The sequence below is a fragment of the Halobacillus yeomjeoni genome (assembly GCF_020171525.1).
Lineage (GTDB): Bacteria > Bacillota > Bacilli > Bacillales > Halobacillaceae > Halobacillus > Halobacillus yeomjeoni.
Genome location: NZ_JAIVAI010000003.1, coordinates 97,488 through 116,650, shown reverse-complemented (window position 1 = coordinate 116,650; position 19,163 = coordinate 97,488). Strand labels below are relative to the sequence as shown.

Genomic DNA, 19,163 nt, shown 5'->3' with positions numbered 1-19,163 from the left:
AGGATACCGTTATGCCAAGAGGACAAGGAAAAACCATTGCACAAAATAAAAAAGCACGTCATGACTTTGCTATAGAAGAAACGTTTGAGGCAGGCATTGTTCTGCAGGGGACAGAAATCAAGTCGATCCGTAATGGTCGTATCAATTTGAAGGACAGCTTCGCCCGAGTCGTCAATGGTGAAGTATTCCTGCATAACATGCATATTTCACCTTATGAACAAGGAAATATTTATAACCATGACCCGACGCGTGCCAGAAAGCTATTGCTTCATAAAAAAGAAATCAATCAGCTTATCGGTCAGACCCAGCAGAAAGGGTATTCTCTCGTACCATTGAAAGTTTATATCAAGAACGGCGTCGCTAAGGTTTTAATTGGTGTCGGTCGAGGGAAAAAGAAATATGATAAACGTGAAGATCTCAAACGTAAACAGCAGAAACGAGAGATCGATCGTGCAATCAAGGAAAGTCTGCAATAGTGCAGGACTTGAAAAAATATATAATTGTGCTATAATGATTATTGTCGCTCATGGCGACGAGAGATAAGAGCTTGACTCTTTATCCTTAATCCTAACGGGGACGTTACGGATTCGACGGGGATAGGTCGAGCTCGGGTTGCAAGTCGAGGCGACGACTCGTTAACCGTCATTTGCCTAAATATAACTGGCGAATCTAACGAAAACCTAGCTGTAGCTGCGTAAGTAGTCTATAGCTGATCCTTCCTGGCATCGCCCGTGTGCTAGATGAAGGGTCTCAAACTGAAGCGGGCTACGCGTTTTTCCACCGCCTGAGGAAAAGCGAAGAGACTAATCAGGCTAGCTCCTCGGAAGCCTGTCGGTAGGCCGAAGAGGAAGTGAAATATAATATATCGACTACGCTTGTAGAAGCCCGAGTGCCGATATCTCCGGACGTGGGTTCGACTCCCACCGTCTCCACCAATACATATATTGGTGGTTTTTTATTATTATCGAAAATTTTCAAGGTTTAATGACCACAGACTTATATAAACCTAAAAAAACACCGCACTGTTCAGTTCAGTGAGGTGTTTTTTGTCTTCTTATATTATCCTCTCTCAAGTGGAAGTGTCATGCAGCGGATGCCTCCGCCCCCTTTTTCCAATTCGCTTACATCTACTTTGATTTTTTCTTTCTTCTTCCATTTATCATGATATTGGAACAGCTTCTGTTCCGCTTGACTGCTGATTAAGAGCGTGTCCGGGTTAATGTTGAGGAAATTCAGATCCGCCAATGTATGTTTGATTTCATCCAGCCAAACCACTTCGAATCCATGGCGTTCTATAAATTCATGACTCATGGAGAAACAGCTGCTCTTGTCAGAAAGAATTTGAATAGGTAAATATCGAATGTAACTTTTTGCGACAAATAAATCTCCACCGACGATGTTGGCGTTCATATCCAAGTGGAGGGTTTGGGCTTGGCGTGGCAGGTCAATAACTCCAATCTCAGAAAAACCTGCTTCAAATATGGATTCTATCGCATTCTCTATACTTTCCATACTTGTTCTCAACCCTGTGTTGATCAAGACGGCGTCTGAATTAAGAACGAAGACATCCCCATACTCAAGTGCGAGCCATGTCTTTTTTACGTCGATAGGAAAAACGCTTGAAGTGAACCACTTTTGGAAGAGTTGATGAGCAATTGTATATTCGGGTTTTCTCATGGAAGTGCCCGGTTCTCCAGGGAGGAGTGTGTTCCCGAAGACGCATGCTAAATCTCTTACATAATGTCTGTTAATCAATTGTTGATGCAGAGCCATTTGATTTCCTGGAATGTAAGAGTTGTAGTCGATCACCTTCACTCCTGCTGATTCCAATGATTGAACCATCTTCTTATGACAGTCCAACGCCTTTTCGGCTTGTACAGGCTCGATCCATTGAACCATATCTGCCGTCTGTTGATTGGGTATATCCAGATGTGTAGGCGAACAGACGAGTACTTTTTTCAACTCTTCGTGTTCGCTGAAACATGAGGGTGTGATGTCCATTCGCTTTCCTCCTCATTTGTATCTTCATTACTTTCCCCATGAGTGGGCACATTCATTCGAAGGGAGGTACATATTCAAAGTGGTTTTTTTCCACACTAATGATAGTCGTATAAGGAGAGGAAACCATATGAAAAAATGTATGAAGTCAGAGGGGCATTTGAGTTGGTGGCAGATGTCACTCATAGGTGTCGGGTGCATTATAGGAACAGGATACTTCTTAGGTTCAAGTATAGCGATTCAACAAGCAGGAACTTCTGTATTGTTCGCTTACTTATTTGCAGGGATGGGAACGTGGATTGTTTATCAATCACTGGCGGAAATGACGGCGTCACACCCTGAGAAAGGATCTTTCCGTACGTATGCAAAGCAGGCGTTCGGTCCTTGGGCGGGTTTCAGTACGGGCTGGGTGTATTGGTCTTCAGAAATGCTGATCATGGGGAGTCAACTGACTGCATTGGCGATTTTTGCTCAATTCTGGTTTCCTGATTTTCCTGTGTGGATGCTGGCTTGTGTTTTTGCTGCTTTGGGTCTCCTGGTCATCTTTGTGGGCGTTCATTTTGTGGAGCGGATGGAAAATGTATTCGGAATCATGAAGGTGGCAGCGATCTTCATGTTTATTCTTATCGCTGGAGCGGCGATGACTGGAGTTTTGGGAGAGGGAGGAGGGTCGGCCGCTGATGGGGGTGGGGCCGCTTTTACTGATATAAAAGTCACTGGTTTATGGGTAGCATTTCTTTACGCATTTTATGCATTTGGTGGGATTGAAGTTATGGGGCTGATGGCCGGGGAGTTGAAGAATCCGAAAGATGCACCGAAATCCGGGAAGCTCATGCTGGTGGTATTGACCGTTCTATATATCGCTTCCATTTATTTAGTGACCAAACTGACAAATCCGAATGAAATCCATGCGGATGAGAGCCCATTTTTGACGGTATTGAAGCCGTTGGAACTTCCGTTTGTGCCACATGTGTTCAACAGTATTTTGATTATTGCAGGATTCTCTACCCTTGTGGCCTCCTTATATGCAGTCACAACAATCCTGGTGACTTTGGCGGAGGAAGGGGATGCACCTGAAATGTTCGCAAAAAAAGGGAGACGGGACATACCCGCCTCGGCTTTTTTGTTGACTGTATTTGTAGTGCTTCTCTCAATTCTTGTGGCATTACTTTTACCAGAAAAAGTTTTTGAGTACTTAACCACAGCTGCCGGTTTAATGCTTCTTTATACATGGGTGATGATTTTGTTCTCATACCGGAAGTTGATGGACACGAAGCTTTTCGCTGAAGTGAAACTCTGGCTTGCTGTCCTGCTGATTACAATTGCAGTCAGTGGTACATGGATGGATGAGGTGAGTAAACCCGGGTTATTCATCAGCGCAGGGTTCATCGTGCTCATAGCGCTTGCTACTCTGATGAAACGGAGAAAACAGGGATTTAAGAACGGTTTTTGATCTCGTTTTTCATGGTCGAGAATGGGCATCTGGACATTGATGTCTCATCATCTCTCAGGAAATATTGTTTCCATTCATGATTATCCTCCTGACCATACCATTTCAAGTCGGGGTGGGGTCTTACCCCATCGTACTCCAATAGGCGTTTTCGTATGACATTCTTCAATTTCCTTCCGAATGGCGTGTCAGCATTAATATCCTCAAATACCCACCTGGGTTGGAACGCTAATGCGAAAAAAGGGAAGTAACGACTTTTTCGGATGGTGTGCGCAGGAGTGGCGCAAAAAGCGAAGTATGGCTCTCCTTCAAAACAGAACTCCCAGTCATGGTGATGGGGGTTTTTCGGTATGTCTTCCGGCCATGCAGAACCATCATAATGATGAATCCTGTTCAATAACGACCAAAACAGGTGTTGAAAACTTTCGATATCATATTCATTCTGCTTAGAGGTTTCGAAGAAAATAACAATCGAGGCATATCTTCCGGTATCTCTCGAAATGGTTCCGTATTCCTTCAATGCAGCGGAAACGCGTTTAATTGAGGACTCTTCTTCGGGGTTGCCGGCGAAGCAGAAGCGTAAAGAATCTTGAATGAAACCTTGTATACCAGGCACACAAGGATAGGGGTTTTCTTTATCGGTCATCGTCTTTGCAAATTCTTCGTATGCGGACTGCTGCCAAGGTTCAAGATCATCCTTGTGCTTTTCAATCCAACTTTTTGAATGCAACAGCATGAATCGTCCCTCCCAATAAGTCTACAAAGTATCCTATTAGAGAGGGAACGAAGGGGTGTTTGTCTTATCCGAACAATAACTGAAGAGCTTGTACACCAAAATAAACACCGAATCCGATCAAAACGATGCCCGAAATGATTGAGATTCCTCTCAGTATTTTCGGCTTTACCCATTTTCTCGCACCTGTCGCCAAGCTTGCCATCGTGATGTCCCAAAGGGTGATACCTAAGAATATTCCGCTGCTATAGAGGAGCAGTTGGGAAGTTGAATAAGAGGAAGAGGACTGAGCAATCATCGATCCATAAATACCGAGCCAAAATAATATGTTCAGAGGATTGGAAACCGCCATCAAAAAACCTGTCTGAAAGGAACGCCATTTAGGCTCATTCTTTCCGCTGTTTTTCGCCTTAGTAAGTTCTCCAGACTGTAAAATACTCTCATAGCCTGTATAACATAAGACAAAAAAACCGAATGACCATAGAAAAGCTTTGATCATAGGGGTGTCAACGAATTGAGCGATCCCGAAATAAATCAGAAGCATGAAAATACCGTCTGCAATCATCCCGCCGAATCCTACAAGCCATGCATGCCAAAAACCGAAACGGATCCCCTTGTCCAACTGGGCAGCATTGATAGGGCCGATGGGAGCCGATAAGGAGAGACCTAATAATATGTAACTGAAAAATAAACTCATCATCACTCGTCCTTTGCTGGTTTTCATTTATATATATGGGGGGAAGTTGCTGTGTATTAACAAAAAACAATGCTGGAGGGTAAACGTACATACTCTCCAGCATGTTCATTATTGCAAAGGAGGTTCTTCATTCACCTGAGAGTAACTTTGAAGCATTCGGCTCATATCTTGTTCTTTTAATTTCGGAACTTGATAAAATCCATGCTTGTTTTGATAAAGGAATAGTTCATAACTCATTTCAATCAAGTTCGGGACGGAGTCAGCGGTTATACGACGCAGTACAGGGTTTGTCATTTCGAGTGATGTCATCGTGAACAAGGAAGCGAGTGCTTTCAATTCTCCTAACAAATATGCCGAAACTTTTTCATCTGTAATTTCATCCATCGATTGTATCGGTTTTTTCGGCTCTGAGGGAGTCACCCCATAAGTGACACGGTTATTTTGTTGCATTTTATAAGTCTGGGTCGGAACAGAAGGGTCCTTCCCTGATGAAAAACTTTCCACAATCGTATTATACAACTGAGCGGTAAATTGTTGTTGTCTGTTTAAAAGCGTCATCAATTCCTGATCCTGAACATAGGATGCGTACATTTTCTGATGGTCCAGGAAAGAAATGACGCTAGTAATGACTTCATGTGCATCAAAAATTTCATGACCACCATGATTGATTACAGGTGGCGGAGTATCATTTCCGGGATTTCGTTTTTCTTTCATGCATCTTTCCTCCTGTGAAATAAGTCGTCATCTTAAGCATACCCTCTCTAATTTCAATCATGTATCTGTTATAAGTCGAAAAACGTGGTATAATGTTTTAAAATTGTTTATTCAGAACTGTGTGATTTATAAAAATTCTTCAATTGTCGCAAAGACCATGTTTTACGAGTTCATATAGTTTGAAAAGGGAGATTTAAACGATGAAGCTTTGGATGAGAAAAATATTTGTAGTACTGATATCTGTATTGACTTTAGGGCTTTATGTACCACCGACAGATTTACATACGGATGCCGCAGATAATAAAGAGGTTTCAAACCACGACCAGTCTTTGGCCAGCGGATCGATTGGTGAACAGGAAGATGTGGACGAAGGGCAAGAATCCTATGACGCAGTCGTCGATCCTATCGAAGAACTTGCAGAACGTGCGAAAGCACAGACCGTTGCAAAAATGGGACCGCGTATCATTCAGAAAGTAGATGAGGACATGACGCGAGAGATTCTGCCGAAGATTGAAGAAGTAGTAGAATCCATTATTTCTCAAGGCGATGAAGATGAAATTCCTTACTATGAAATAACGGAAGAGTTGGTTCCTGGTTACGGGGAAAAGATATTCAATCTCGTCAACTATAAGACAGGAGAAGAAATCGCCCGTTTCCACGTCAGACGTGACAAACGGCCTGGCGAAGGGTATTGGTTCAACTTTCATTACCACATGAAGGCCGATGAGTTCGTCAAACATCATACAATCGGAGAAATTTACTGGGAGAAGAATACTCCACCAAAGTGGATGTCGTAATATACAATTGAATGTTAGTGTTCAAACAACAGCTCATTTTTGGGAGACAGGCATGTCATGTCTGGTCTAAGGAATGGGCTGTTTTTTCTTCTGGTAATCCATCGTTGATATGAACTTTCAACACCAAGCATTAACAGAACCAAAAAATAAAGAGAGCCCCGTGGAGCTCTCTTTATTTTTTTAACTTTTTGTATAGATAAGTGTGAGGGTTCTCATTAATGACTGGAGTTTTAGGAAGATCTTTCTTTTTATGTTGGTATACGGATGCTTTATTGATGATTTGAGCCAGCTTATCCTGAAGAGGTACGTTCAGTTTGAACTCTACTCCATAATCATAAGTTTCATGCTTCATCTCATTTTTCCAAACGACTTTACCGAATACATCCAACGTTTCACCCATTAAATGTATTTGAAACTTCATTTTTATATCAGGTCGAACAGGCAAGTTCAGAGAAGATGTGAACTTCAATCCTCCAACGCTGATGTCCTTGATCATTATTTCTGTTTGACCTGTCTGTACAGCTTTGCCACGAACTTCAGTAATGAGCATATTTCCTTTCAAAGGCGCAGCAAATACGAGGCGGAAATATGAGCGGCGTTCTTCTTTCTGTTTCTTCTCTTTTTTAATTTTTGGAGGCACAGTTCCTCTTTCTAACAAGGGAAGGAGTTCTTCAGCTTTTAGCGGTTTAGAAAAAATGTACCCTTGCGCTTCGCTGCATTCAATTTGTTTAGTAAAAGCCAACTGCTGTTCATTTTCAACACCTTCTGCGACAACATTCATTCCCATTCCGTTCGCCATATATACGATTGTAGCGACAAGGTGCTCATCTTTATTGATCGAGGTTTCTCCATTTGTACCTTCGGTGGACTTTTCCCCCACCTTATCCATAAAGCTTTTATCGATTTTAATCGTTTCAATAGGAAACTTACGGATATAACTGAGGGACGAAAAGCCTGTTCCGAAATCATCGAGGGCCATTTTTACTCCAAAACCACGAAGCTTTTCCATCGCCTGAAGAACAATTTGTTCGTTCTTCATTAACGTAGTTTCTGTCAGTTCTATCTCCAGCCATTTTCCCTCCACGTTGTATCGTTTTAAACATTCTTCGGTATGATCGACTAACCTTTTCTTTAAAAAGCAGAGGGGCGATACGTTGACGGAAATCAAGCGTTTTGGTAGTCCCTGCCTTGTCCATTCGTCGAGTTGCTTACACGCCTGTTCTATGACGTAATAGGAAATATCTGTGATGAGATGGCTTTCTTCTGCAAGAGGAATGAATTCATTCGGGCGTACAACTCCCCATTCTTTGTGATTCCACCGTATAAGGGCCTCAAACCCGTTGATTACACCTGAAGATGGGTTTACACGTGGCTGATAATAAAGTTCAAGTTCTTCCTGTTTTATCGCCTGTCTTAGGTCTTTTTCCAATACATATTTTTTATATGAAACCAAGTCATTGGTTTGATAATGGACTTGATAGTTATGGCCTTCCAACTGTTTCGCACGCTGCATGGCGAACATAGCTAATTGGATAAGATGATTAGGGTCTGTGTCATCGTGAGGGAAAAAAGTGATACCAATGCTTATGTTGATATACAATTCATAATCTTTGATGTGGAAATGAGGGTCGATGTTGTCTAATAAGTGTGTTGCTAAATCATAGACTGCTTGTTCATCATGGAAATTTTTATACACGATGGCAAACGTACTACCGCTTATTCGAGCCAAATAAATGTCCTTCTTCGCTAAAGAACGGAGCTTGTCTGCGACTTGTAGTAAAATAGCATCTCCGATTTGGAACCCTAAAGTTTCATTGATGGAAGAAAAACGCTTCAGACCAAGATACATCAGGGCATAAGGGGTATTAGGTTCGGAACTTAAAGTAGTAATGGTTTCATGGAAGTGGTTTCTATTGAATAATTGTGTCAAATAATCGTGGGAAGCATTGAAGGTTTGCAGCTCTTCGATGGATTTAGATACTGTAATGTTCCGCACAAAACTGAAAAACTGAGTGATCTCTCCTTCAAGGTTGAAACGGGGGAAAGATTGAGTTTCCAAATGAGAGATGACTCCCGTTTCATTCACGAATCTGAATTGATAAAAGACAGCATGACCTTCTCGCAATTTTTTCAGCTGAGAATGGACAAAGTCTTTATCTTCAGGATGTATTTTTTCCATCCATAAATCATGATCATCGATAAACGACTGCCGTGCCATATCAAAAATGTCTTCCGTGCCACCGGATACATACGTTATTTTCTGCTGCAAGAAATCATATTCCCATACTAAAAAGCCTTCAAGACTATCGTACATATGGGTGATCTGTTCCTTTTCAACAGATTGCTTCATTTCCCATTCCTTTTCATTCGTGACATCACGTGCTCCTCCGACAAGAAGTATTTCACCATTCAGTGTCATCGTGAACTTCCAGGAAGCTTCTATGTATCGTATCGTACCGTCAGTCAAAACGGCTTTGAAATCTGTCTCTCCTTCTGTTTGTTCAGCAATCGATTTTTCTATAGCTTTAGTTACCTTTTCCAAGTCTCCAGGAGCGATGCGGTCCAAAATGAGCTGAAGGGTCCATTCAGTCTCTTCTTTTTTTGGCAGAGAGAATAGTTCATAAATAGATTCCGATACTTTGAATTGCCCGGTACTGTATTCATATTCCCAGCTCGTTATATCCCCGGACTGCTGTGCGATCGAAAGTGAGTCCTCAGTAATGGATAAGTCATTTTTAAGGTGAAGGTCAGGGGTCGTATCTTTGATGATCAGGTATGCGCCAATCACATCATTTGAATCTTTGATTGGAATAGATGTGACTTCAATGTTGAGGATATAAGAATGAGCAGAGATCTGCAGTGTTGTATAGGAGTTCATCCCTTGTAACGAGGAGTCGATCATTTTCGTTAATTGCTGTGTCTCACCTTCTGTAAGGTGTTCGAAAAGGTCTGGACTCGATTCTTGATAGCCGAGGAGGTGATTAAAATTTTTATTTTGATAAACAGGATTAAGATTCTTATCAAAGACATAGACGATCTCAGGGTGTCCTTCTAAAGAAGAAGTGAAGATGTTCAAAAGATTATTTTGGGACATAGGGCTTATGTCATTAGTGGATTGGTTTGTTTTTTCTGTTAATATTTTTCTTCCCATATTTTATCCTCCATTCCTGAGCGTGAAACTATTTTACTATATCATAATAGAATGATGTCGAAAAATAAAGAATTTTATCCAATAATGAACAATAGTTTAATATAACATTTTTTATATTATATGGAACTTTATGGTTTTTTTGTAGCAATTTAACTTTTATTAGAACAACAGGATTGGAAAAAGGGGGGAGTGATCACAAAAAAAGCATCCAGTTTGATTACTGAATGCTTCTCTTTCATTACATTATAAATTACTGCTCCGGGTCTTCACCTATGATTCTGACTTCACGCTCTAAATCAACACCGAATTTTTCTTTCACCGTTTTTTGGACATGTTCAATCAATGAAATGTAATCTGACGTTGTCGCATTGTCTTTATTTATGATGAAGCCTGCATGCTTTTTAGAAACTTCCGCTCCGCCGATATTCGTTCCCTGGAGGTCACTGTCCTGGATCAATTTCCCTGCAAAATAACCGGGAGGGCGCTTGAATACACTGCCACATGAAGGATATTCCAATGGCTGCTTGGATTCACGCTTATAAGTCAAATCATCCATGACTTCTTTGATTTCTTCATATTTGGCAGGTTTCAAGTTGAAGGTCGCTTCCACTACGATATCTCCATTATCGGGGATATTGCTGGTCCGGTAATCCAAATCAAGTTCAGAAGCCAGGCGCTTGACCAGATTTCCTTCACGATCGACGACGTACGCATAATCCAGCACGTCCTTGATTTCACCACCGTATGCTCCTGCGTTCATGTAAAGAGCGCCTCCTACAGTGCCGGGAATCCCACAGGCAAATTCCAGTCCTGAAAGATGTTTCTTCAAAGCGTAACGAGATGCATCGATAATGCGGGCGCCACTTTGAGCCACAAGTGTATTCCCATCGGTCGAAATGTCGTCCAAATGCTTCAAGTTAATGACAATTCCTCTTATTCCCCCATCTTTAATGATCAGGTTCGATCCATTTCCAAGGAGTGTGAAAGGGATGTTGTCCTCATTAGAAAGCTTGACGACATTCTGCACTTCCTGGAATGAAGTTGGAGTGATGAAAAAATCAGCTCTGCCTCCAAGTTTCGTATAGAGGTGATCCTTCAAAGGTTCATCCATTTTTACGTTTTCTTCTTTTACAAGGTCTAATAATTTATTATAAATTTTCCGTTTGTTATCCATAACCATCAGTCCCATTTTAAGATGTTCATCCTTAAGCAGTTTATAACAAATGCAAAGGATTTCAAAGTATTTGCAATAGACTTCGGTCGTTCTGTCCATATTTTATGATTTTTATCTAAAAAAGTTTACTTATTAAAAACCATACGATTTTCATTTTACCATAGATGAAGGTAGGACATGGGAAGGATATTATGGAGCCTCGCATAGTTTCCGGTTCCTGACGAAATATAAGAGAGATAGGGAGGTGTTTGAAATGGCATTGGATGTTTTGTGTGAAGTAAAGAATTGTGTTTACAATCAAAATGGGAAAACCTGCGGGGCGGATCGTATTTATGTGGTCAGTCATAAAGGAGAACAAGCCCATAATAGTGAAGAAACGGATTGTAAAACTTTCGAGCCTGCTAACTTATAAATGACTCCTGACTCAGAAGTGCTTACTTTATGACGAAGTAAGCACTTTTTCATTTGTAAGCGTTTTATTAAAAAGAAAGTTCGGTATTTTCAGAAAAATCATTGCTATAACCCGGACAAGTTAGTATCATCATGGTAAGTTGTTTCCGGAAAGACAATCCATGAACGCAGTAAACATAAAGGTAAAAGGAGTGGCAGTGATGGAAAAAACAAAAAAAGACCTACGTATAAACAGTAAAGTCATCAGTGAAGGAGTCAACCGTGTACCGAACCGGTCTATGCTCAGAGCAGTAGGCTTTACAGATGAAGATTTTAAGAAACCGATGATTGGAGTGGCCAGTACTTGGAGCGAGGTCACCCCTTGTAACGTACATATCGATCGTTTGGCACGTGAAGCCAAAGGTGGTGCCCGAGATCATGGAGGAGCGCCGATGATTTTTAATACGATTACCGTGGCAGATGGAATAGCGATGGGTCATGAAGGCATGTTTTATTCTCTGCCAAGTCGTGAGGTCATAGCGGATTCCATCGAAACAGTGACGAATGCAGAAAGGCTGGACGGACTTGTTGCCATCGGCGGCTGTGATAAAACGACTCCTGGATGTTTGATGGCGCTCGGTCGATTGAATATTCCTTCCGTATATGTGTATGGCGGGACGATTCAGCCAGGAAAATTGAATGGCGAAGATATTGATATCGTTTCATCTTTTGAAGCTGTCGGTCAGTACCACCAAGGGGAAATTGATGAAGAACAACTCCATAAAGTCGAGTGCAGCGCGTGCCCTGGAGCTGGTGCATGCGGGGGCATGTACACAGCGAATACGATGGCATCTGCTGTGGAAGCTTTAGGGATGAGTATTCCAGGATCCTCTTCTACCCCGGCGATCGCAGATTATAAGGAGGAAGAGTGCAGACAAGCAGGTGAGATGGTTGTTCAGCTGCTGGAAAAAGATATCTATCCTAGAGATATCATGACAAAAGAAGCGTTTGAAAATGCGATTACTGTCGTCATGGCACTTGGTGGTTCCACAAACGCATTCCTTCATTTATTGGCAATGGCTCACTCGGCAGACGTCGACTTGAGCTTAGATGATTTTGAACGCATCAGACAAAATGTTCCGCATATCGCAGACATGAAACCGAGTGGGAAATATGTAATGCAGGATTTATATGAAAGCGGTGGTGTCCCTGCTGTCATGAAACTTTTGCATGAACATGGACTGCTGCATGGGGATTGCTTGACTGTAACGGGTAAAACCGTGGCGGAAAACCTGGCTGAGGCACCTCCATTGAAAGAAGGGCAGAAAGTCATCATGCCGATTGAAGAACCAATCAAACCGAAAGGACCACTAGTGGTTCTGAAAGGGAACCTCGCTCCTGAAGGGTCCGTTGCGAAAATGTCCGGTCAGAAAATCAGCCGTTTTGAAGGGCCGGCACGCGTATATGACAGTGAAGCAGAAGCGACCCAGGCGATTGTCGATGATGAAATCAGAGAAGGCGACGTCCTTGTTGTCCGTAACGTAGGTCCTAAAGGAGGGCCGGGAATGCCTGAAATGTTATCCATCACGGCAATGATCGTCGGAAAAGGATTAGGAGGAAAAGTGGCACTTCTGACTGACGGACGTTTTTCAGGTGGATCCCACGGATTCGTCATCGGTCATGTGGCACCTGAAGCCTTTGTCGGTGGACCTGTAGGATTGTTGGAAAATGGAGATACGATAACCATCGATAGTGAAACACAGGAGATCAACTTCGACGTGAGTGAAGAAGAGTTGGAAGAGCGTCGTAAGAATTGGAAACGGCCTGAACCGAAACATCAAAGAGGTATGCTGGCGAAATATGCACGTTTAGTTTCATCTTCAGCAAAAGGGGCGGTCACAGATCTTGATTTGGATGAATAACAAAAAAACTCTCCGGGAGCATCATTGCTGCCCGGAGAGTTTTTTTATTCCATAACTACCCTCTGACATTCTCAGGAATTTTGCCTTCTTCCACGTATTCTTTAAGGAATTTCCCTAACAATTCCTCCCATCCTCCAGAGTAATTTTCTTTCCATTCTGGATCGATCAGACCGGAAACATCATGTGAAAGGGTCAGAATTGTTTTTGAATCTTTTTCTTCCAATGAATAAGAGTAAGCGCCGTTGACAGCTGTGTTCATCCCCAATAAGCCTTGAAAGCGAAGTTCATAAGGAGCATTCACATAAGTGACTGTTCCCCATAGTGCGGCATGATCCTCAGAGGCTTTTTCGACGAATTGCCCTCCGAGCTTAGGGTCAAGATAAAGAGTGGAATCCTCCCCGCATAACCGGTAGGCCCACCACTTGTCAATATCCTTAGTGAGTGAATCAAAAACTTTGGAAACAGGCGCATCAATTGTGATTTTTTGCTCAATTTGAAAAGCATCATGCTTCAGGTTGTGCGGTTTTTCCATGTCATTATTTCCCCTTTCAATATTGTTTTTTAAAGCAAGCATAGAGCCTGCCATTGTGGATTGGTATTGATTCATCCATCGGTTGTGAATCTCCTTTAGTGGAACTGCATTCAAGTAGTTTTCCCTGTTTCGGCCTTCTCTTCTCACAATAATCAGATTAGATTCTTCCAGTTGTCGCAAGTGTTTCATCACTGCGTATCGACTCAAGTCTTCGAATTGATCGCTCAATTCACCAGTTGTTTTTGGACCGTCTTTTACAAGGTCCAGGATCTGTCGGCGTACAGGATGGGATAAGGCTTTGAACGTCCGGGTCAACTCCTCCTCTTCATACATTTATATACTCCTTTATGTTACTTTTTAGTAACATTTAATATGTGACTTAATAGTAACATGTATACGAAAGAAAGCAAGGTTCAGGCAATGGTAATTTTTAGTCATTTATGGGATGATATCGAAAAGTACTAAATCAAGGGAGATGAGAAGATGACAAAACTGGCGTTGGTACGTCATGGGAGTACGGCTTGGAACAAGGAGAAGAGAGCGCAGGGAACAGCAGATATCCCGTTAGATGAGGATGGAAAATCCGATGCTGCAAAACTAGCCGAACGTTTGGCGGGAGATGTATGGGATTTGATTATAACGAGTCCTCAGACAAGAGCAAGACAAACAGCAGGAATCATAGCCGATCGTTTGAAGATGAATGTTTTGGAAGATGATCGTCTTCGAGAAGTTGACGGTGGTCAGATCGAAGGGACGACAGAGGAGGAAAGAATTGAAAAGTGGGGGAAGGATTGGCGGTCTCTAGAATTAGGAATAGAAAAGCCGTCAGAAGTCCAAAAACGAGCGAACGATTTTGTTGAAGCAGTAATGGATGAACATCCTGAAGAAAAGGTGATTGTCGTTACCCATGGTGGATTGATTCAACATCTCCTGCATGTCATACGACCTCCCCAGGAAAAAGTACATATGAAAAATACATCATTGACTGAGGTCCACCTTGAAAATGGAAAGTGGAATTGCCATCGGTTCAACTGCACCCTGCACCTTGAATGAACTTGGTATTAAGAAAGCGGCTCTCTTACGAGGAGCCGCTTGTTTCATTTATTCTTTTGAAAAGTTAAGATCCCAAGTGATTCCAAATCGGTCTTTCACTTTTGCGAATGTTGCGTTCCAAAATGTATCTTGCAATTCCATTAAAACTGTACCTTCTTCTTTCAAACGGTCATAAATTGATTGGATTTCTTCAGTACTTTCTAATTCTAATGCTAAAGAAATATTACTTCCGACTTCCACTTTTTGATCGAGGAAAGCATCAGAAACCATGAAGAAGAGGTCACCAGCTTTGAAGCGGGCATGCATGATTTGCTCATCCAACTCTTTTGGAGTTTCAAATTGGGCTTCCCCAAACGTCTGAACGTCTGTGATTTCTCCACCGAAGACTTCTTTATAATAATTCAATGCATCCATCGCCTGGCCGTTGAAAGTGAAATAAGGTGTCGCTTGGTGTTTCATTCAAACACATCCTTTTAATAGAATTGAGTACCACACATACATGATTGTACCCCTTTCCCATATTTAAAACAAGAACATTCGTTCTATATTTCGCACTTTTCCGAATATTGTTCGAACTGCACTTTCCATTGGTCCATTTTCTGAAGGGCGGCTTCATCACGTTTAATTTCTCCAGGTTTCACAGCGTTCCCTATTACATAATCTTCAAAAGACATATGTACGAAGTCAAAAATGTGACCGAATTGTTGTATGAGGGGGAGTCCGGTGGTTTTTGGGTCACTGCCTCCGGTTAATACGACATAAGCTTTTTGCTGTGCGATGCGTTCCTTGAATGGAAAACGGTTGTCTCTCATGTATTGAGACCAACGATCGATAAAGACTTTCATTTGTCCGGACATTCCGAACCAGTAGATCGGAGTAGCGAAAATGATCACGTCATGCTCCAAAAATACTTTCAACAGTTTCTCGTAATTATCATCTACGCGCGGGAATCCTTCTGCGGTATGCCGCATATCTGCAATGGGTTTTATATGATAATCACTCAGGCGAATGGTCGTATGGTCTACACCTTCTAAGGATTGATTCACCAGGTATTCCGTGTTTCCATCGGGTCTTGAACTTCCAAGTAACTTTAAAATTTTCATAGAATTGCTTACTCCCTGCTTCCTAAAGTTTTAGTAAGAAGAGTATATCATTGCTTGTGAAATTGTAGTTAAAGAGCTGCTCTAATAAGTTCGCAAGCTTTTGAATAGCGTACTGGGAAGTTATCTTGTTAGAATAAATATACTTTTTATTTAAGGGGAGCTTTATAAATGAAGAACTTTTTACAATATAACCCTACGAAATTATACTTCGGAGAAGGGCAAGTCAAACAAATATCAGAAGAACTTGAAAAAGGACAGTCCGTATTAGTGGTATACGGTGGTGGCAGCATCAAGAAGAATGGTGTCTATGATGCAGTCATGACTGAGTTGGAAACAGCTGAGGCAACCGTCTACGAATTGACAGGAGTGGAGCCGAATCCTAGATTGACGACCGTGCAGAAAGGCGTGGACCTTTGTAAAGAACATGGGATTGACTTCCTTCTGGCTGTAGGAGGCGGAAGCGTCATCGATTGCACAAAAGCGATTGCGGTGGGTGCGAAGTATAGCGGTGATCCTTGGGACTTGATTACCCAAAAAGCGCCTATCGAGTCTGCGCTTCCACTAGGAACAGTGCTTACGCTTGCGGCTACAGGGTCAGAGATGAACATGGTTTCTGTTATTTCCAACTGGGAAACAAATGACAAACTAGGATGGGGTTCACCATTGGTTTATCCTCGCTTCTCTGTCCTGGATCCGACCTATACTTTTTCTGTGCCGGAGCACCAGACCGTTTACGGCATCGTAGACAGTATGTCGCATGCTCTTGAACATTATTTCCACCGAACTGAAAATACTCCGATGATTGATGGATTCATTGAGTCATTGCTCCGTACAGCTATTGAAACCGGGCCAAAACTGTTAGAAAAACTGGATTCCTATGAATACCGTGAAACGATGATGTACTTGAGTACGACTGCTTTCAATGGCACGTTAATGAACGGAACAGATGGCGGCGACTGGGCAAGTCACCGTATTGAGCACGCTTTATCTGCTGTGTATGATATTCCGCATGGTGGAGGACTAGCCATCTTATTCCCGAACTGGATCGAGCACGTATTGGAAGATGATCCATCACGTGTCAAACAGCTGGCTGTGAATGTTTTTGGAATCTCCCCTGAAGGAAAGAGTGATTTGGAAACCGCGCGTGAAGGCGCGCAGGCTCTCCGTGATTTCTGGGATTCGCTCGGTGCGCCAAGTAAACTGGCTGGTTATGATATTGATGATTCTGACTTCGATCAGATTGTTGAAAAAACTTTCATCAAACCCGGTGTCGGAACGTATAAACAATTAGACGAAGATTCTGTACGCGATATATTGAAACGCTCACTGTAATGGTTGAAGAGGCTTACTTTTTGTAAGTCTCTTTTTCATTTATAAGGTAAGATAGAGAAAAAGGAGTGGATGCGCATGATAGAAAGACTACAAGCGCTTGAAAGAAGGCTTGCTGGTCATTCCAAACAAGAGTGGGTAACTCAAGAAATAGGAAAAATGCGGGCAGGAATCCGGGGTGAAAGTTCTCTGGATTACCATCTTCATTTTATTAAGGAGGATTACTATAAATTAAATAGTATTCGGTTATTAGGTGGCGACTATTATTTTCAAATGGATTGTTTATTGGTGAATGAAAAAAGAATCATACTCATTGAAGTGAAGCACATGGATGGAGAATTACATTACGATGACTCCTCCCATCAACTTTTACAGGTGAAGGATGGTTGTAAGAAAGCTTATCCTGACCCTCTGCTTCAAGTTAAGCGTCAGGCTCATCAGTTGGAGAAGGGGATCAAAACACACTCTCTGCCCTACATACCGATTGAACCTTATGTCGTTTTTACTCATCCCTCTGCTATTTTATCTTCTTCCCATCCACGTGTTTTCCCGAGCGACTATCTTCCGTTTAAATTAAATGCTGATAATGATCAGCATTGTAAGTCTGTATGGACTGAACAAGAGCAGCATTTATTCATCAAAAAATGTGAGCAATCTCATGCTCCTTACAGTTACGATGTTTTTCAAAGGTTCCAATTGAAAGATGATGATTTGCTTCAGGGGGTGTTATGTGACAATTGTTCAACTGTAACTATGGATAAAGTCTACGGCGGCTGGAAGTGCAGCAAATGTGAGAGTTTCTCTAAAGATGCCCATTTCACTGCCATGAAGGATTATTACTTGTTAATTGGTGATACGATATCCAATCAAGAATTAAGGCGGTTCCTCAGGCTGAAGTCCAGAGATACTGCGCGACAGTTAATGATTGATATGAATATCAAACCAATTGGGAGGACACGAAATATAAGATGGGATTTGAAAAGTAAATTTGTGCAATAATTATTCAATACCTGCAATCATCTGTTCAAAATCCGCAAAGAAGAACTGAAACCCCGCAATCATCTGTTCAAAACCTGCAATACCAGCTTGAATACCTGCAAACAGCCGCTGAAAACCTGCAATTCACCCCCGCCAGCCCACCAACAAAAAAATCCCCCCTTCCTACTAGATAAATTTCTCATTTCAAAATAAACTTAAAGTAGCAACAAAACGCCTATAAAAGGGAGATGGCCAAATGAATAATCATGAAATCGACTACAAGCTCTATGGAGATGACATGCAGTTCGTCGAAGTGGAACTCGACCCGAATGAAACGGTCATTGCTGAAGCAGGAAGTTTGATGATGATGGATGACCAGATTCGGATGGAAACGATTTTTGGAGATGGGTCCTCAGAAACTGGCGGCTTGATGGGGAAATTGATCGGAGCAGGTAAGCGTGTCATTACCGGGGAAAGTCTTTTCATGACGACCTTCACGAATGAAGGATTAGGGAAGAAACATGTTTCTTTCGCCTCACCCTATCCAGGGAAGATCATTCCGATGGACTTGAGTGAGCTCGGCGGAAAGCTGATCTGCCAAAAGGACTCTTTCCTTGCAGCAGCGAAAGGAGTTTCCATCGGCATAGAATTCCAAAAGAAGATTCGTACTGGATTCTTCGGAGGAGAAGGCTTCATCATGCAGAAGCTTGAAGGAGATGGAATGAGTTTTATCCATGCGGGTGGTACGATGCACAAACGACAGTTACAACCGGGTGAGACGCTGCGTGTAGACACGGGCTGTCTGGTAGCGATGACAGCAGATGTCGATTATAACGTAGAATATGTTGGAAAAGTGAAAACCGCCTTATTCGGGGGGGAAGGGTTGTTTTTTGCAACGCTTAGAGGACCAGGCACGGTTTGGGTACAGTCCCTGCCGTTCAGCCGTCTGGCAAGTCGAGTGTTTGCTGCCATGCCGCAAAAAGGTGGAGAAAATAAAGGAGAAGGCAGTATTGCTGGTGGATTATTCGATATTCTTGGCGGCGATCGTTAAAAGCGGAAGGTAACTCCTTCTGCTTTTTTTATCACCTTTATTGGGCGAATTAATATGTTATGATATCAACTATTTTTGTGTGTGGCACAAA

The 19,163-nt window shown here is 42.1% G+C and carries 18 protein-coding genes and 1 other RNA gene; 10 read left to right on the top strand and 9 right to left on the bottom strand.

What is annotated here, in order from left to right:
- The first annotated feature begins 11 nt into the window (after positions 1 to 11).
- Positions 12 to 476: an SsrA-binding protein SmpB gene (gene smpB / locus LCL89_RS11105; RefSeq protein ID WP_197317567.1), complete on the top strand. Its 465-nt coding sequence runs from the start codon at positions 12 to 14 to the stop codon at positions 474 to 476.
- 96 nt (positions 477 to 572) lie between these two features.
- Positions 573 to 935, top strand: a transfer-messenger RNA (tmRNA) gene (gene ssrA / locus LCL89_RS11100).
- 124 nt (positions 936 to 1,059) lie between these two features.
- On the opposite strand, the gene LCL89_RS11095 is transcribed toward ssrA, so the two are convergent.
- Positions 1,060 to 2,001, bottom strand: a complete 942-nt coding sequence (locus LCL89_RS11095) for an arginine deiminase family protein (RefSeq protein WP_224810152.1) — start codon at positions 1,999 to 2,001, stop codon at positions 1,060 to 1,062.
- 127 nt (positions 2,002 to 2,128) lie between these two features.
- Here LCL89_RS11095 and LCL89_RS11090 point away from each other — a divergent pair, with 127 nt between their 5' ends.
- Positions 2,129 to 3,451, top strand: coding sequence for an amino acid permease (locus LCL89_RS11090; protein WP_224810151.1), 1,323 nt, complete (start codon positions 2,129 to 2,131; stop codon positions 3,449 to 3,451).
- Here LCL89_RS11090 and LCL89_RS11085 read toward each other — a convergent pair.
- The 3 genes from LCL89_RS11085 to LCL89_RS11075 form a co-directional block, all read right to left on the bottom strand.
- Positions 3,435 to 4,184, bottom strand: coding sequence for a YqcI/YcgG family protein (locus tag LCL89_RS11085; protein WP_224810150.1), 750 nt, complete (start codon positions 4,182 to 4,184; stop codon positions 3,435 to 3,437). The genes LCL89_RS11090 and LCL89_RS11085 overlap by 17 nt on opposite strands.
- A gap of 64 nt (positions 4,185 to 4,248) precedes the next feature.
- Positions 4,249 to 4,878, bottom strand: a complete 630-nt coding sequence (locus LCL89_RS11080; protein ID WP_224810276.1) for a LysE family transporter — start codon at positions 4,876 to 4,878, stop codon at positions 4,249 to 4,251.
- Positions 4,879 to 4,986: 108 nt separating this feature from the next.
- Complete coding sequence (locus LCL89_RS11075; protein WP_224810149.1) at positions 4,987 to 5,592, bottom strand: spore coat protein; 606 nt, start codon at positions 5,590 to 5,592, stop codon at positions 4,987 to 4,989.
- Positions 5,593 to 5,792: 200 nt separating this feature from the next.
- Between LCL89_RS11075 and LCL89_RS11070 the strand changes: the two genes are divergently transcribed.
- The gene (locus LCL89_RS11070) at positions 5,793 to 6,389 is read left to right on the top strand and encodes a YpjP family protein (RefSeq protein WP_224810148.1); all 597 of its coding nucleotides are present in this window, start codon (positions 5,793 to 5,795) and stop codon (positions 6,387 to 6,389) included.
- A gap of 172 nt (positions 6,390 to 6,561) precedes the next feature.
- Here the strand turns inward: LCL89_RS11070 and LCL89_RS11065 are convergent, their stop codons facing one another.
- Both LCL89_RS11065 and murB read right to left on the bottom strand, forming a co-directional pair.
- On the bottom strand, positions 6,562 to 9,540 hold the full coding sequence (locus LCL89_RS11065) for an EAL domain-containing protein (RefSeq protein WP_224810147.1): 2,979 nt from the start codon (positions 9,538 to 9,540) through the stop codon (positions 6,562 to 6,564).
- Positions 9,541 to 9,790: 250 nt separating this feature from the next.
- Positions 9,791 to 10,714 (bottom strand): UDP-N-acetylmuramate dehydrogenase, encoded by a 924-nt coding sequence (gene murB, locus LCL89_RS11060; protein ID WP_224810275.1) that lies wholly within the window; start codon positions 10,712 to 10,714, stop codon positions 9,791 to 9,793.
- 253 nt (positions 10,715 to 10,967) lie between these two features.
- On the opposite strand from murB, the gene LCL89_RS11055 reads away from it, so the two are divergent.
- Both LCL89_RS11055 and ilvD read left to right on the top strand, forming a co-directional pair.
- A complete protein-coding gene (locus tag LCL89_RS11055) occupies positions 10,968 to 11,126 on the top strand; it encodes a DUF1540 domain-containing protein (RefSeq protein ID WP_197317576.1) in 159 nt (52 codons plus the stop codon).
- Positions 11,127 to 11,325: 199 nt separating this feature from the next.
- Positions 11,326 to 13,026, top strand: coding sequence for a dihydroxy-acid dehydratase (gene ilvD / locus LCL89_RS11050; protein WP_224810146.1), 1,701 nt, complete (start codon positions 11,326 to 11,328; stop codon positions 13,024 to 13,026).
- Between the two features lie 55 nt (positions 13,027 to 13,081).
- Here ilvD and LCL89_RS11045 read toward each other — a convergent pair whose 3' ends face one another.
- Positions 13,082 to 13,891: a helix-turn-helix domain-containing protein gene (locus LCL89_RS11045; protein ID WP_224810145.1), complete on the bottom strand. Its 810-nt coding sequence runs from the start codon at positions 13,889 to 13,891 to the stop codon at positions 13,082 to 13,084.
- 150 nt (positions 13,892 to 14,041) lie between these two features.
- On the opposite strand from LCL89_RS11045, the gene LCL89_RS11040 reads away from it, so the two are divergent.
- Positions 14,042 to 14,611, top strand: coding sequence for a histidine phosphatase family protein (locus LCL89_RS11040; protein WP_224810144.1), 570 nt, complete (start codon positions 14,042 to 14,044; stop codon positions 14,609 to 14,611).
- Positions 14,612 to 14,659: 48 nt separating this feature from the next.
- On the opposite strand, the gene LCL89_RS11035 is transcribed toward LCL89_RS11040, so the two are convergent.
- Together LCL89_RS11035 and LCL89_RS11030 are read right to left on the bottom strand one after the other, a co-directional pair.
- A complete protein-coding gene (locus tag LCL89_RS11035; protein WP_224810143.1) occupies positions 14,660 to 15,070 on the bottom strand; it encodes a VOC family protein in 411 nt (136 codons plus the stop codon).
- An 83-nt stretch (positions 15,071 to 15,153) separates the two neighbouring features.
- Positions 15,154 to 15,714 carry a flavodoxin family protein gene (locus tag LCL89_RS11030; RefSeq protein WP_224810142.1) on the bottom strand — a complete coding sequence of 187 codons (561 nt, stop codon included), beginning with the start codon at positions 15,712 to 15,714 and terminating at the stop codon, positions 15,154 to 15,156.
- 168 nt (positions 15,715 to 15,882) lie between these two features.
- On the opposite strand from LCL89_RS11030, the gene LCL89_RS11025 reads away from it, so the two are divergent.
- From LCL89_RS11025 to LCL89_RS11015, 3 genes are all read left to right on the top strand, one after another.
- Entirely contained in the window at positions 15,883 to 17,046 is a 1,164-nt protein-coding gene (locus LCL89_RS11025; protein ID WP_224810141.1) for an iron-containing alcohol dehydrogenase, read from the top strand.
- Positions 17,047 to 17,121: 75 nt separating this feature from the next.
- On the top strand, positions 17,122 to 18,042 hold the full coding sequence (locus LCL89_RS11020) for a nuclease-related domain-containing protein (RefSeq protein ID WP_224810140.1): 921 nt from the start codon (positions 17,122 to 17,124) through the stop codon (positions 18,040 to 18,042).
- Between the two features lie 235 nt (positions 18,043 to 18,277).
- Positions 18,278 to 19,072, top strand: coding sequence for a TIGR00266 family protein (locus LCL89_RS11015; RefSeq protein WP_197317585.1), 795 nt, complete (start codon positions 18,278 to 18,280; stop codon positions 19,070 to 19,072).
- The last annotated feature ends 91 nt before the right edge of the window (positions 19,073 to 19,163 follow it).

Coding starts and splice junctions, on each gene's coding strand:
- murB (WP_224810275.1), bottom strand. CDS start 10,714: ATGGATAACAAACGGAAAATTTATAATAAATTATTAGACCTTGTAAAA.
- LCL89_RS11020 (WP_224810140.1), top strand. CDS start 17,122: ATGATAGAAAGACTACAAGCGCTTGAAAGAAGGCTTGCTGGTCATTCC.
- smpB (WP_197317567.1), top strand. CDS start 12: ATGCCAAGAGGACAAGGAAAAACCATTGCACAAAATAAAAAAGCACGT.
- ilvD (WP_224810146.1), top strand. CDS start 11,326: ATGGAAAAAACAAAAAAAGACCTACGTATAAACAGTAAAGTCATCAGT.
- LCL89_RS11055 (WP_197317576.1), top strand. CDS start 10,968: ATGGCATTGGATGTTTTGTGTGAAGTAAAGAATTGTGTTTACAATCAA.
- LCL89_RS11070 (WP_224810148.1), top strand. CDS start 5,793: ATGAAGCTTTGGATGAGAAAAATATTTGTAGTACTGATATCTGTATTG.
- LCL89_RS11035 (WP_224810143.1), bottom strand. CDS start 15,070: ATGAAACACCAAGCGACACCTTATTTCACTTTCAACGGCCAGGCGATG.
- LCL89_RS11095 (WP_224810152.1), bottom strand. CDS start 2,001: ATGGACATCACACCCTCATGTTTCAGCGAACACGAAGAGTTGAAAAAA.
- LCL89_RS11025 (WP_224810141.1), top strand. CDS start 15,883: ATGAAGAACTTTTTACAATATAACCCTACGAAATTATACTTCGGAGAA.
- LCL89_RS11015 (WP_197317585.1), top strand. CDS start 18,278: ATGAATAATCATGAAATCGACTACAAGCTCTATGGAGATGACATGCAG.
- LCL89_RS11080 (WP_224810276.1), bottom strand. CDS start 4,878: ATGAGTTTATTTTTCAGTTACATATTATTAGGTCTCTCCTTATCGGCT.
- LCL89_RS11030 (WP_224810142.1), bottom strand. CDS start 15,714: ATGAAAATTTTAAAGTTACTTGGAAGTTCAAGACCCGATGGAAACACG.
- LCL89_RS11045 (WP_224810145.1), bottom strand. CDS start 13,891: ATGTATGAAGAGGAGGAGTTGACCCGGACGTTCAAAGCCTTATCCCAT.
- LCL89_RS11085 (WP_224810150.1), bottom strand. CDS start 4,184: ATGCTGTTGCATTCAAAAAGTTGGATTGAAAAGCACAAGGATGATCTT.
- LCL89_RS11090 (WP_224810151.1), top strand. CDS start 2,129: ATGAAAAAATGTATGAAGTCAGAGGGGCATTTGAGTTGGTGGCAGATG.
- LCL89_RS11065 (WP_224810147.1), bottom strand. CDS start 9,540: ATGGGAAGAAAAATATTAACAGAAAAAACAAACCAATCCACTAATGAC.
- LCL89_RS11075 (WP_224810149.1), bottom strand. CDS start 5,592: ATGAAAGAAAAACGAAATCCCGGAAATGATACTCCGCCACCTGTAATC.
- LCL89_RS11040 (WP_224810144.1), top strand. CDS start 14,042: ATGACAAAACTGGCGTTGGTACGTCATGGGAGTACGGCTTGGAACAAG.